At 46.1% G+C, this 12,270-nt stretch carries 14 protein-coding genes; 8 read left to right on the top strand and 6 right to left on the bottom strand.

Going from position 1 to position 12,270, the window contains the following annotated elements:
- Positions 1 to 10 precede the first annotated feature (10 nt).
- From I1H34_RS05640 to argH, 5 genes are all read left to right on the top strand, one after another.
- Entirely contained in the window at positions 11 to 439 is a 429-nt protein-coding gene (locus I1H34_RS05640; RefSeq protein ID WP_212664736.1) for a hypothetical protein, read from the top strand.
- 811 nt (positions 440 to 1,250) lie between these two features.
- On the top strand, positions 1,251 to 1,643 hold the full coding sequence (locus I1H34_RS05645) for an AbrB family transcriptional regulator (protein WP_212664737.1): 393 nt from the start codon (positions 1,251 to 1,253) through the stop codon (positions 1,641 to 1,643).
- Positions 1,644 to 1,827: 184 nt separating this feature from the next.
- Positions 1,828 to 2,724: a carbohydrate ABC transporter permease gene (locus tag I1H34_RS05650; RefSeq protein WP_212664738.1), complete on the top strand. Its 897-nt coding sequence runs from the start codon at positions 1,828 to 1,830 to the stop codon at positions 2,722 to 2,724.
- 122 nt (positions 2,725 to 2,846) lie between these two features.
- A complete protein-coding gene (locus I1H34_RS05655) occupies positions 2,847 to 3,038 on the top strand; it encodes a hypothetical protein (RefSeq protein WP_235107494.1) in 192 nt (63 codons plus the stop codon).
- Between the two features lie 36 nt (positions 3,039 to 3,074).
- Positions 3,075 to 4,511, top strand: a complete 1,437-nt coding sequence (gene argH / locus I1H34_RS05660; protein WP_212664740.1) for an argininosuccinate lyase — start codon at positions 3,075 to 3,077, stop codon at positions 4,509 to 4,511.
- Positions 4,512 to 4,565: 54 nt separating this feature from the next.
- Here the strand turns inward: argH and I1H34_RS05665 are convergent, their stop codons facing one another.
- The gene (locus I1H34_RS05665; RefSeq protein ID WP_212664741.1) at positions 4,566 to 4,874 is read right to left on the bottom strand and encodes a late competence development ComFB family protein; all 309 of its coding nucleotides are present in this window, start codon (positions 4,872 to 4,874) and stop codon (positions 4,566 to 4,568) included.
- A gap of 166 nt (positions 4,875 to 5,040) precedes the next feature.
- Here I1H34_RS05665 and pyrR point away from each other — a divergent pair, with 166 nt between their 5' ends.
- The 3 genes from pyrR (at position 5,041) to groL (ending at position 7,790) form a co-directional block, all read left to right on the top strand.
- A complete protein-coding gene (pyrR, locus tag I1H34_RS05670) occupies positions 5,041 to 5,583 on the top strand; it encodes a bifunctional pyr operon transcriptional regulator/uracil phosphoribosyltransferase PyrR (protein WP_212664742.1) in 543 nt (180 codons plus the stop codon).
- Positions 5,584 to 5,747: 164 nt separating this feature from the next.
- Positions 5,748 to 6,059 (top strand): co-chaperone GroES, encoded by a 312-nt coding sequence (gene groES / locus I1H34_RS05675; RefSeq protein ID WP_212664743.1) that lies wholly within the window; start codon positions 5,748 to 5,750, stop codon positions 6,057 to 6,059.
- A gap of 99 nt (positions 6,060 to 6,158) precedes the next feature.
- Positions 6,159 to 7,790, top strand: a complete 1,632-nt coding sequence (gene groL, locus I1H34_RS05680) for a chaperonin GroEL (RefSeq protein WP_212664744.1) — start codon at positions 6,159 to 6,161, stop codon at positions 7,788 to 7,790.
- Positions 7,791 to 7,863: 73 nt separating this feature from the next.
- On the opposite strand, the gene I1H34_RS05685 is transcribed toward groL, so the two are convergent.
- The 5 genes from I1H34_RS05685 to I1H34_RS05705 form a co-directional block, all read right to left on the bottom strand.
- Positions 7,864 to 8,472, bottom strand: a complete 609-nt coding sequence (locus I1H34_RS05685; RefSeq protein WP_212664745.1) for a hypothetical protein — start codon at positions 8,470 to 8,472, stop codon at positions 7,864 to 7,866.
- Positions 8,473 to 8,612: 140 nt separating this feature from the next.
- Positions 8,613 to 9,266 (bottom strand): Tll0287-like domain-containing protein, encoded by a 654-nt coding sequence (locus I1H34_RS05690; RefSeq protein ID WP_212664746.1) that lies wholly within the window; start codon positions 9,264 to 9,266, stop codon positions 8,613 to 8,615.
- 51 nt (positions 9,267 to 9,317) lie between these two features.
- The gene (locus I1H34_RS05695; RefSeq protein ID WP_212664747.1) at positions 9,318 to 10,100 is read right to left on the bottom strand and encodes a cytochrome c3 family protein; all 783 of its coding nucleotides are present in this window, start codon (positions 10,098 to 10,100) and stop codon (positions 9,318 to 9,320) included.
- Entirely contained in the window at positions 10,097 to 10,744 is a 648-nt protein-coding gene (locus I1H34_RS05700; RefSeq protein WP_235107497.1) for a cytochrome c3 family protein, read from the bottom strand. Before I1H34_RS05700 ends, I1H34_RS05695 begins: the two co-directional genes overlap by 4 nt.
- Before the next feature lie 19 nt (positions 10,745 to 10,763).
- Complete coding sequence (locus I1H34_RS05705) at positions 10,764 to 11,792, bottom strand: globin family protein (protein WP_212664748.1); 1,029 nt, start codon at positions 11,790 to 11,792, stop codon at positions 10,764 to 10,766.
- Between the last annotated feature and the right edge of the window lie 478 nt (positions 11,793 to 12,270).

Here is a 12,270-nt window from a genome sequence, read left to right on the forward strand (position 1 = left end):
ATTTCCAACCATGACCCCCACTCTGCTCGGACGCTGGCAAACCCGTATTCTACTCATGGAAACCGTGGGCCTTGTCATTACCCTTTTATTTTGCAGCGGTTTTTTCGGCAATCCTGAAGGCTCTGGTTATTTTTGGTTGCTACAATATATCGTTATCTTTGGTTTAGGCTGGGACTACCTTTACATCCAGATCCAGAACTTCCGCTGGGACCAAGATTGGCCAGCAGCACTGCAATGGATAGCAGCGTTATGGGAAGGACTGTTTATTATTTTGCTCAGCGATGTTGCTGAAATTAAATTACCAGGCACAGATGTCTGGCACTTGGGCTGGTTTATTGTTCACTACAGCTTTGTCTGGATAGCCGTCTTTATTACCTCACAAAGTTTGATGCGCCTCATTTTCCCCCGTTGGCGTTTCCGTGGGGGTCAATGGTTATAAGGCTGTAGCCGCTGATCAACACCCAGCTTTAGCGTTCAATAATCGCCTGCTCGAGTTCCGCTCTACCCTTGGATATTGGATACACTTTTGCTCAAGAGCATTTTTTATTCCTGCAGATATTTTTATTTATCCCCAGAAAATTACCCTTCAGATTTACCTATCATTTTGACTAATGGCAAAAGCTCTAAACCCAATACTCAATCTCAGTTTATGGGCTAGACATCTCACCTATTTTGGGCAGTGGATGAGCTGAGATTTACGACAGCAGTTTTAATCGGCTTTCTTGGAACTATACATAATAGTCGGTAGCATCTGAACTACAGATAATCATTAGTTCCTCGATGGACAGTATATCGCACCTCGACATACTCCTAAATAATCAAATACCCGTCAACACTTATCCATTCAGATTAGGTCGATGTACGTGACAGACTATAGAGTTTATTACTATTTTGTTAATACAGAAATTTCACTCTTCATTCTTCAACAGTGGGATTTTAAGCTTATAGAGGCAAAGGATTACAGACTTAGAGATTGATAAAATCCTATGTCATCCGAAGAATAGAGTTTTCCTGATTTTCCATCCAAAATATCATTTATTTTCCTCATAAAACTCACCAAGACTGCTATTCTCACACTCTTCCTAAATTTTTTAGTACTCATTACCGCATCTCATTCAAGTAAATGGGAAAACTGTGGATTGGGTCTAAACAACCTTTTGCGATTCCCTTTATGCTTTATTGATGACAAGAAGCAGCATATATTATGCTTGTCTCAACAGGTGATATTGCAGAATAGGATTGATAAACTCATGGCTAAAAAGCAAAAACAAGGTAAGACGCCTTTAAGTGGACAAGCCTTGGTTGAGAAGGTCAAACAACTCGAAGACCTAAGTCGTGAAGAAAAAGCGAAAGAATGCGGTTACTTTACCCTGAATGAGGATGGGTCAGAACGCATCAGCATGATGAAATTCCTCAATGCTTTGATCGATGCTGAAGGCGTAGAATTAGATGGCAAAAGCCAAAATGGCAATGGTCGAGGCGGTCGCAACGCCAGCTACCGAATCAGCGTTCAATCCAATGGGAATTTGCTGATTGGGGCTGCCTATACCAAACAGATGGAATTGGCTCCTGGCGATGAGTTTGAAATTTCTCTTGGACGAAAGCATATCCATTTAAAACAGATTACTGAAGATGAAGAATAGGACCTAATTGCTCAAATCTATTTCAGAGTTACGGCAATTAGACTTGTACTTATTTTCAAGACTGCACCAGCACCATTGATGTGCGCTTAGCTATTTATCTTTATCAAGGCGTCTTTTACTTCGAGATCAGCGACCGCTTAAGAGACGCTGGTAGGATAATGGGATTAATTAAGCCAATAGCCCAATGGTGCTAAAGCAAGATCGATATTGGAAATGGTTGTCACGAGGAGTCACCTATGTACTCCTGGGTGTCATTGCCTTGGCCATGTTACTACCGCTGTTATGGCTGGTCAGTACAGCATTCAAAGGCCAGGAAGACAATATTTTCCCGGTTGCAGCGTCAAGAGATGTATCTTTATCCCCCCTGGAGAATATTGTTTTCTTCTTAAAGCAGTTATTCCCAGTCCACCCCACGTGGCATAACTTTGTCTCTGTTTGGCAACAACAGCCCTTTGGTCAGTATTTTCTCAATAGCCTATTCGTTTCATCTCTCACCGTCACCCTCAATGTGTTGTTCAGCTCTCTTGCCGCTTACCCCCTGGCTAGACTGGATTTTAAGGGTAAGGATTTGATTTTTGCGGTGGTTGTCTCCACAATTATGATTCCTTTTCAAATTGTGATGATCCCGCTTTACGTCCTGGCCGTTGAGTTAGGGCTCAAAAATACCTATCTGGGTGTGATCTTTCCTGCGATCGCATCTGCGTTTGGCATCTTTCTGCTCCGGCAGGCCTTCCAAGGCGTCCCCAAAGAATTAGAAGAAGCTGCCCGCATCGATGGCTGTACAGAGCTAGGAATTTGGTGGCATATTATGCTGCCATCGGTCAGACCAGCCCTGGTTACCCTGGCGATCTTTGTTTTTATTGGCTCTTGGGGAGAATTCTTATGGCCATTGATCATTCTGGATCAGCCCGAGTATTACACCCTTCCCCTCGCAGTCTCCAATCTTTTTAGTGCATTTGGGCTGAATTGGCGACTAATCGCCGCTGGCTCAGTTATTTCAGTTGCCCCAGTCTTATTGTTTTTCCTGATTATGCAACGGTATATCGTCCCTTCTGAAGCTGGGAGCGGCTTGAAGGGGTAGCGCCAACCCATCCCTCTTTCATACTTCTGCTTTGCAGAAATCTTCACAACATCTACAGTTCCTGTTACCCTCTGGGCATGCTTTCATAACAGATGAAGATATTCCTTGAAGGATCAACGCAGATGAACCTCTCTCTCCTTCAGTCCAGCCTGAATTTGTTCAACCACAACCTCTGGATTGCTCAACAATTTGAAGATAATCTCGGTTCTTCTTTCCAATCTATGTGGGATAACTTTATCCAATCGGGACAGGTGTGGGCTCTGATCATCGGTTTTATTGTTGGCTACGTGTTTCGCAGCATTACATCCTACTAAAGCCCACTGAACCTCTGTTACTTCGGACTTCATACATTGGCATCCTCTTCCACACCTCCCGCGAATGGTTACGACTCCCCTGACTCTAAAGTTTGGAGTCAACGGTTTGAATCTGCCTTAAATCCTGTGATTGCAGCTTTTAATGCCAGCATTCATTTCGATATTGCCTTAGTTGAATATGATCTAACCGGGTCACAAGCTCATGTTCAAATGTTGGCTCACACAGACATTATTTCCCAAGGGGAAGCCGATGCCATTGATCAAGGATTAGAGGCCATTCGCCAAGAATATCGTCAAGGCCAATTTCAACCAGGCATTGATGCCGAAGATGTCCACTTTGCTGTCGAAAACCGCTTAATTGAACTGATTGGAGACACTGGCAAAAAACTCCATACGGGGCGTTCTCGAAATGACCAAGTTGGCACCGATATTCGCCTCTATCTGCATGATCAAATTCTGCAAATTCAGACGTTGATTCGGACCTGGCAACAAGCACTCGTTAGCTTAGCCGCAGATCATGTACAAACGCTCATTCCTGGATATACCCATTTACAACGGGCTCAACCCGTCAGCCTAGCCCATCACTTGCTGGCCTACTTTGAGATGGCTGAACGAGATTGGCAGCGTCTCAGTGAAATTGATCAGCGAGTGAATGTTTCTCCTTTAGGTTCGGGGGCTCTAGCCGGAACCCCTTTCCCCATCGACCGCCAATACACCGCCGACAAGCTAGGGTTTGTCGATCTCTATCGCAATAGTTTGGATGGCGTCAGCGATCGCGATTTTGCCATTGAGTTTCTCTGCGCTGCCAGTCTAATCATGGTGCATCTCAGCCGCTTATCCGAAGAAGTTATCTTTTGGGCCTCGGAAGAGTTTGGATTCATAAAACTAAAGGATAGCTGTGCCACAGGCTCCAGCATTATGCCCCAAAAGAAGAATCCTGATGTTCCCGAATTAGTTCGGGGCAAATCAGGGCGTGTCTTTGGGCATTTGCAGAGCTTACTGGTTGTGATGAAAGGACTGCCCTTGGCCTACAACAAGGATTTGCAAGAAGATAAAGAAGCCATTTTTGATGGTGTGACCACCATTAAAGCTTGTTTAGAAGCAATGACTATTTTGGTGGCCGAAGGACTAGAATTTCAAACCCCACGCCTGGAATCTGCGGTGGGTGAAGATTTTTCCAATGCTACAGATGTCGCAGACTATTTGTCAAAAAAAGGGGTGCCTTTTCGGGAAGCTTACAATATCGTTGGCGCTGTGGTGAAAGCTTGCCTCTCCCAAGGAAAACTACTGAAAGACTTAACAATAGAGGAATGGCAGCAGTTTCACCCCCAATTCGCAAACGATATTTATGCAGCGATTTCACCGCGACAAGTCGTTGCAGTTCGAAATAGCTTTGGTGGCACAGGATTTACTCAGGTGCAAAACGCATTAGAACATGCCCAATCTCTTCTACAAGTATCAAAGCAGTCTTGATCTAATCGCAAAGCTCAGTTTTTAGCCACGAGCCACTATCAGAAATCACTCTCTTTAGCGAACATCAAAAGGGGTAGACCCTTTCCAAGGAATTTGCTTAATTGCTGCCAAAGCATCGCTAACCGCTGCTGTAATTTCATCCTGATGATCCCGTTGAGCTCGCTCATACTGGAGAGCCACCCCTTCTTGACTAGACGCATAGAGAGGAGGCAAGTGATTGAGGGCATGGGCTGCCACCTCAATCCGGTTGATCTGTTGAGCCTCTTCTAAGGACCAATCACAAGTTTGCTGATCGATTGCTTCATCAACCAGAATTTCCATAATGTTTTTGTAGCTATTGGCTATGTCATAGCTGGGTACCATAGCAACTCAAAGGGTAAAGGACAACAAGTTTGTGCACTTAATCTAGGAATATCAAGTTTTAGGCATGTTCGCTTCCGCAAAAATGCGTAAAATCAACGCAGTACTATAACTATTCTCCATCACAATGAGGCCCTCAACGTGATGATACTGCGCGGATTCTATATCCATGTCCTCTAATATTGTTAAAATTCTGTCTGCTCAAGAATTGCGCCGTACAATTACGCGATTAGCATCAGAAGTGATTGAACGGGTAGGCACTCTCGATCAGCTAGTACTGCTTGGTATCCCCACACGGGGGGTTCCTTTAGCCAGTGCCTTAGCCCAGCAAATAGAGCTATTAGAGAATATCAAAGTCCCGGTTGGTAGCCTAGATATTACCTTCTACCGCGATGATTTAGACCAAATTACTGTCAGAACTCCTGGGAAAACTGACTTACCCACAGACCTCTCTCAGAAAACCGTTCTACTGGTTGATGATGTCATTTACAGTGGTCGAACGATACGAGCCGCCCTCAATGCCGTTCATGACTATGGCCGACCCACCCTGACTCAATTGCTTGTACTGATTGATCGGGGCCATCGAGAGCTGCCGATTCACCCTGACTTTACAGGCAAGGTATTGCCCACTGCACGAGAAGAACTGGTTAACGTCTATCTAGATGTTACGGATCAGCGTGATGGCGTTGAATTAGTTACCCGAGATCATTAATCTTGAACGCCTCTTGGTATGGGTTCTGCAGCGACTCGCACCCTTAAGTTCGGGAACCCGTACAGCTAAAAGATTGAATTTGGCCAATCACCTCAGATAGATTAGCACTCGGGAGTCGAGAGTGCTAAATCCCAGTAATCATTATCCAGTTTGGAGGAGCCAGTATGGCAGCTATTTCCTTAAGCGTCTCTACAGTTAAGCCTTTAGGCGATCGCGTATTCGTTAAAGTCAGTGCTGCAGAAGAGCAGACTGCGGGTGGCATTATCTTGCCCGATGCGGCTAAAGAGAAGCCTCAAGTCGGCGAAATCACTGCTGTTGGCCCAGGCAAGCGGGGTGATGACGGTTCTCGCCAAGCCTTGGATGTAAAAGAAGGCGACAAAGTTCTGTATTCCAAGTATGCCGGTACAGACGTCAAGCTCGGCGGTGAAGAGTTTGTATTGCTCTCTGAGAAAGATATTTTGGCGATTGTCAACTAAACGTAACACCGTTACTTGACTCGTTCTGCCCATATTAAATGGGCAATTTTATTTTATCGAACTTCGCTGTTACTCCTTTAAGTTTGAGGTTGAGCTTCCATGGCTAAACGCATTATTTATAACGAGAATGCCCGTCGCGCCCTTGAAAAAGGGATGGACATTCTATGTGAATCTGTAGCGGTGACATTAGGCCCAAAAGGTCGCAATGTTGTTCTAGAGAAGAAATTTGGTGCCCCCCAGATCGTCAATGACGGCGTCACCATCGCGAAAGAAATTGAGCTTGAAGACAACATTGAGAACACAGGTGTTGCCCTAATTCGTCAGGCTGCGTCCAAAACCAACGATGCAGCTGGAGATGGTACAACAACGGCTACTGTTCTAGCTCATGCCATGGTCAAAGAAGGGATGCGTAACGTCGTAGCTGGCGCTAACGCTATTTCTCTTAAGCGTGGAATTGAAAAAGCGTCTGGCTTTCTCGTGGAGAAAATCGCTGAGAACGCCCGCCCTGTTGAAGATTCCAAGGCAATTGCACAAGTCGCTACTATTTCCGCTGGCAACGACGATGAAGTCGGTGAAATGATTTCTAGCGCCATGGATAAAGTGGGCAAGGAAGGCGTCATTTCTTTGGAAGAAGGCAAATCCATGACCACCGAACTGGAGGTCACCGAAGGGATGCGCTTTGAGAAAGGCTATATTTCTCCTTACTTTGCCACTGATACAGAGCGAATGGAGGCCGTTCTTGACGAGCCTTATATTCTACTGACCGACAAGAAAATTACCCTTGTGCAGGATTTAGTGCCTGTGCTTGAGCAAGCAGCTCGGGCGGGTAAGCCTTTGTTGGTAATTGCTGAGGATATTGAGAAAGAAGCCTTGGCTACCCTCGTCGTCAACCGTTTACGCGGCGTTTTGAATGTAGCAGCTGTGAAAGCACCGGGTTTCGGCGATCGCCGTAAAGCCATGCTGGAAGACATTGCTGTCTTGACCGGTGGTCAAGTGATTACTGAAGATGCTGGCCTCAAACTAGAAGCTGCCAAGCTAGAAATGATGGGACAAGCTCGTCGAATCACCATCACTAAGGACACTACAACTTTAGTGGCTGAAGGGAATGAAACCGATGTTCAAGCTCGCTGTGAGCAGATTCGTCGTCAAATGGATGAGACTGAGTCTTCCTACGATAAAGAGAAGCTACAAGAGCGCTTGGCTAAATTAGCCGGTGGTGTTGCTGTCATTAAAGTGGGTGCTGCAACCGAAACTGAAATGAAGGATCGGAAGCTTCGCCTAGAAGATGCCATCAACTCTACTAAAGCAGCTGTTGAAGAAGGGATTGTGCCCGGTGGCGGTACCACCTTGGCTCACCTAGGTCCTCAGCTCGCAAGTTGGGCAGCGGATAACCTGACTGGTGAAGAGCTTATTGGAGCCACTATCGTAGAGCGTGCCTTAACAGCCCCTTTAAAGCGCATTGCTGAAAATGCAGGTCAAAATGGTGCCGTTATCGCTGAGCGAGTTCGCGAGAAAGAGTTCAATGTTGGTTTCGACGCTTCAGTAAATGAGTTCACAGATATGTTTGCCGCTGGCATTGTCGACCCTGCAAAGGTGACCCGGTCAGCACTGCAAAATGCCGCTTCTATTGCTGGTATGGTTCTCACTACTGAGTGCATTATTTCTGATAAGCCTGAGCCGAAGGACAATGCTCCCGCTGGCGCTGGCATGGGCGGAGACTTTGACTACTAAGGTCCAAGCCTAATAGATCAAAAAAGAGGGCGGTAAACACCGCCCTCTTTTTTGATCTTGACTACTGGTTGAGTTATTGAAAGTAAAAGGCCAAAAAAATGTGAAACCCAAGCATGACAGTAAACATGCTGACCAGGATGATGTGGGTTGATAACCAGATCGAACGCAGTTTGCGAATGAGGGGCCCCTTGGAGACTGTTGGCAAGCGCTTGGCCAAACCCTGCCAGCTTTGAGGGACCAACCCGAAATATTTCTGTGAGGACTCTAGAATCCCCGTTTCTGCAACCACGCCCATTAAGGCAGATAGGGCTACTCCAAAGAAAACCCAGAGAAATATTGCATTAAAATTATCGCCAATCGCTCCGCCCGTATGGAGTAAAACGGTGGCGACTAGGGCTACACCGACAAAAATATGCAAGCTGCGCCACAACAGAATAGAGCCCGGTACCGCAATTTTCCACCGCCGCCCTCGCTTGCGCAACGCTAGCATCAGTTCAAAGAAGACTAGAGCCAGAACAATAAACCCGGTGATCAGCTTATACAGATCAGTTTGCAGAATGATCAGGGTATTGAAGTTGCGATCGCGCAGCAACGGAATATACACCCCACTCAAGGCAAAAGGGGTCAAAATGGCTGCTACAACCAATGTCAGAATAATCAGAGTGGAAAATTTGGGCTTCATAGCTCAAAAAAGATGATAGGAATTCGAACCATCAGTTCGTCCCACGACTTTTGAAAAAATGCTCTAGGAGATTGACTGATGGCGCAATCCCCTTCCCCCACAGAGTGTTATAAACAATTACATTGGCTTAGAGCCAAAATCTAGGCACCATCCAAGGGAATGTTGATCATGATGCCACCCATGACGTCATCCATCTTGAAGACCTTATCGGGATACCGTTCTTTGTGGATGGGATGGGTGTTATGACAAGTGACACACGCTTCAGCTACTGCCTTGTCTGGATAGAGGGCAGAGAAATATTTCTTACCTCCCACTTCTTGGAACTCCTTGAAAGGTTCTCCAGTTTTCTCAACTTCCTGGATTGCTTTTTTCTCAAAGTCATTTTTAGGACCTTGAGCGTCGTTAATATACCAAGTTGAAATTAGGTTGTAGGTAAAAGCAGTATCTGATTCGGATGCAATTTCAGACCCGAGACGAAACATTTGAGCAGGCAAGGGAATACCATTACTGGTTTCCCAACCTTCGGTAGCTTCTATATCCAGAACGCCTTTATCCTTCGCATTCCCCTCCAATTTCTTGGCTCGGTTAACGACATGCTTGGTATAGGCTGTCCGGTCAGAGGCTAAAGCAGTATGGATGTAATCGGCAACCAATTCGGGTTTTACACCACCCGTTGCCTGAGATTCCGCACCTCCACTACAGGCCACAGCTGTGAAACAAATCGCCGCAGCTAAAGCAAAGAAAGCAAAGGTTCTTGTGCGCAATTGGCGCACCCATTTTCGGGTCAAGTTCATCTTGTGTCTCCTCTCAATGACATAAATCTGATTCGTTAGATAGGGACTGGATTACTTCGAAGTGGCATTACCCGACCGTTGGGTTTCTAGAGTACGCACCATCTTCAGGGTGTCCAGGGATAAGGTGGGCGGTCGGGCAAAGTTCGATTCCACTAAGTCATCGTCAAACATGCTGTTGTAGGCAAATTCCATGCCATGGCAATTCATACAGACTTCCTTCACCATGCGATCTCGGGGCAGTAACGTATAGGTATTGTTGTGGTTGACCATCACCGTCCCCGACTCCGATGTTTGTCGCGGCAGATGGCATGTGGCACAAGTGGTTGAAACCGTTGAAGGACGGGGGAGTACCCCCTCTTCTTGCAGCAACTGAGCATGCCGGGAGTTTTTGTAATTCAGCGAGTGGTTGTCTTTATGGCACGTCAGACAAGAATCGACCGAGGCCGGTAGAGTTTTGACAGAATGAGCATCATGGCAAGCATTACAGTTCATTTGCTTATCATGGACAGCCGCCTGCATCGGCAGGTGAGCCAAAGCTGGTGTTAGGGCAGGTTGCCCTTCCAGTAGACGAATGCCATGCTTACCCAGCAAAAAGGTATCCACCTGTCCCTCATGGCAGGAGCGACAGCTTTCATGGGTCGGTTGCTGAATCACCTGCTTAGCGGACTGAGGTTGGTGACAGCTCGAACAGTTCACCTCAGCTAAGGCATGGGCACTTTTTGACCAGCTTTGATTAATGGCTTGGAGCTGAGCGTTGTCAACTGCAGCAACGGGGGCCGTCAAGCCACTCCATAGCAGTAGCGCTAGCAACCCTCCCAGGACGACCTGCTTCATGCTCGCCCTCCCACAAACTCTTTCCCCAAATCCGGTTGAGGAGGGGTTTTAAGTTCAGGCTTAAAGCTACGTTCGGGTAACGCAGGTTTGGGCAACATGTCCGCCTGGCCCATATTTTGGCGCAAGAACCCCGTTGAGATGGTGCGGTGGTCATGGTAATTGTGGCAACCGGCTGTCCAGCATCCATCAGGAGAGAAGTCTTTATGACTCGCCAGTTCCCCTTGGATAATGCCTTCATGGCAAATCATGCAAAGATCAGGCTTCAGATGTACCCCCCGATCAAACATATGCACATGTTCGTTATGGCAAGTCGTGCAGGTTAGAACCTCTAATTTCTCTAATTCAGCAGCCCAGCGCAGATCACGGAACTTCTTGGGTCCATGGGCATCCGTTGCCATTTCCGCCTCATGACAGCGCATACAGGTTTCATTCGTCACGGGTTTAAAACCTTCATGGCATGAAGCACAAGAGGCTTCAAACAGGATGTGGCCATTAGAGGTTACACCCGGTAAAAAGATTGTCTTGTGGTCTAGGGCAAAAGCTGCCCCTAACCACCCCATTAAGATTAAACACAGCAAAATTACGGTATTTCTGACATTGAATAGAGTCGAAAAGCTGAAAAAAGATTTTTGCGTCTTGGCCACTACAACTGCCCTAGAGAATTTAGACCAACAGAATGGCAATAATGACCGCAATAATGCCGCCGCCCGCCAGACCTAATAGCAATCCTGTTGGGCGATCACTCTCCACAACTTCACTGACTTCACTAGAAATAAGGCTGGGCTGTGCAGGTTGAGCAGAATTGAGATCTAACGCTGCTTCCGAGTAATCAGCACCATCCAACATAATCGTGGAGATGGCTCCATAGGCATCAATCCAAGCCTGTTTGACGTCATCCGTCCAGGCAGATCCGAGAAATTGTTCAAAGGTTTTGAGGAGGGTATTGCCGACCAACGGATAATGCTCGGGCAAGGCCCCATATTGGACATGTCGGGCCCCTAGCCCTTGCAGGGCATCTCCCAACACCTCTGGCTTGCGCAGGTTTTCCACAACCAAAACCAGGGATTGTAGGAGCTTTTTGCTTTGTTGTTTGATGTCCGTGTTCGCAAATAAAGGTTTGGCAGCGGGATAATCCGTGAATAAGTTGTCGTAGAAGCGATCGGCAAACTCAGTAGCGACTGGCTTCACTTGGGCAAAGCTATTTTCCAGAAGTTCAACTTGCAGCGGAGAACCTGAATCAGCAGGTGGCGTGGCAGCTTCTGGATCGAGTTGCACTTCTGCTTCTGAATAATCTGCACCGTCCAGCATGATCGTGGTGATAGCACCATAGGCATCTACCCAGGCGGATTGAACCTCCTCAGTCCATGCGTCCCCCAGATATTGTTCAAAGGTCTTGAGCAAGGTTGACCCCACCAATGGGTAATGCTCAGGTAAGGCCCCATATTTCACATGTCGGGCTCCCAGACCTTTGAGGGCGTTACTCAAAGCATCCGGTTTACGTAGATTTTCAATAACCAACACCAAGGATTGCAAGAGCTTACCGCCTTGTTTCTCCATATCGGTCCCCTCAAAGAGGGGTTGAGCCGCTGGATAGTCTGTGAATAAATTGTGATAAAAGCTTGAAACAAATTCATTAGCTTGAGGTTTAACTTTCTCAAAGCTGCTTTCAAGCAGTTCGACTTGTAAGGCCATAGATGTACCTATCAAAAATGTAAAGTTCAGGCACTAGAGGAAAATACAAAAAATTGTCTTCTAGATTTATTTTGGGCCCTCAGTTGAGCACTTAGAAACTGAATAATCTGAAGCGAACATTCTCACAAAAAAGAAGAAGTTCAACATAGAAGCTCTAAGCCAAACAAAGACTCTTGATCATAGTTTGCAAGTGTGAATTAACTCAATCAGAGGTCTTCTCACCCTAAAGACATCATGAATTAAAGATGATATTAGCTTCCTACGGTCGCTATCTCAATTTATGCTCAAAAACTATCAATATCGCTTTATCTGTGATCTTCAAGAATAATGAGTCTCAGGCTATAACATTAACTTTCAGGCATTCATAAACAAAATTTACCTGCTATTGCAAAATATGCATTCTAAGTTAAAAAATAATGATTCCTTAGGTCGTATCAATTAATACAATTAAAGCTTTTTAACAGCTAAAATATGCATT

Origin of the sequence: Acaryochloris marina S15, from assembly GCF_018336915.1 — a bacterium.
GTDB classification, from domain to species: Bacteria; Cyanobacteriota; Cyanobacteriia; order Thermosynechococcales; family Thermosynechococcaceae; genus Acaryochloris; species Acaryochloris marina_A.

What these genes read in the sequence shown, in the direction of transcription:
- I1H34_RS05640 (WP_212664736.1), top strand. Translation starts at nt 11, where the DNA reads ATGACCCCCACTCTGCTCGGACGCTGGCAAACCCGTATTCTACTCATG.
- I1H34_RS05645 (WP_212664737.1), top strand. Translation starts at nt 1,251, where the DNA reads ATGGCTAAAAAGCAAAAACAAGGTAAGACGCCTTTAAGTGGACAAGCC.
- I1H34_RS05650 (WP_212664738.1), top strand. Translation starts at nt 1,828, where the DNA reads ATGGTGCTAAAGCAAGATCGATATTGGAAATGGTTGTCACGAGGAGTC.
- I1H34_RS05655 (WP_235107494.1), top strand. Translation starts at nt 2,847, where the DNA reads ATGAACCTCTCTCTCCTTCAGTCCAGCCTGAATTTGTTCAACCACAAC.
- I1H34_RS05665 (WP_212664741.1), bottom strand. Translation starts at nt 4,874, where the DNA reads ATGGTACCCAGCTATGACATAGCCAATAGCTACAAAAACATTATGGAA.
- pyrR (WP_212664742.1), top strand. Translation starts at nt 5,041, where the DNA reads ATGTCCTCTAATATTGTTAAAATTCTGTCTGCTCAAGAATTGCGCCGT.
- groES (WP_212664743.1), top strand. Translation starts at nt 5,748, where the DNA reads ATGGCAGCTATTTCCTTAAGCGTCTCTACAGTTAAGCCTTTAGGCGAT.
- groL (WP_212664744.1), top strand. Translation starts at nt 6,159, where the DNA reads ATGGCTAAACGCATTATTTATAACGAGAATGCCCGTCGCGCCCTTGAA.
- I1H34_RS05685 (WP_212664745.1), bottom strand. Translation starts at nt 8,472, where the DNA reads ATGAAGCCCAAATTTTCCACTCTGATTATTCTGACATTGGTTGTAGCA.
- I1H34_RS05690 (WP_212664746.1), bottom strand. Translation starts at nt 9,266, where the DNA reads ATGAACTTGACCCGAAAATGGGTGCGCCAATTGCGCACAAGAACCTTT.
- I1H34_RS05695 (WP_212664747.1), bottom strand. Translation starts at nt 10,100, where the DNA reads ATGAAGCAGGTCGTCCTGGGAGGGTTGCTAGCGCTACTGCTATGGAGT.
- I1H34_RS05705 (WP_212664748.1), bottom strand. Translation starts at nt 11,792, where the DNA reads ATGGCCTTACAAGTCGAACTGCTTGAAAGCAGCTTTGAGAAAGTTAAA.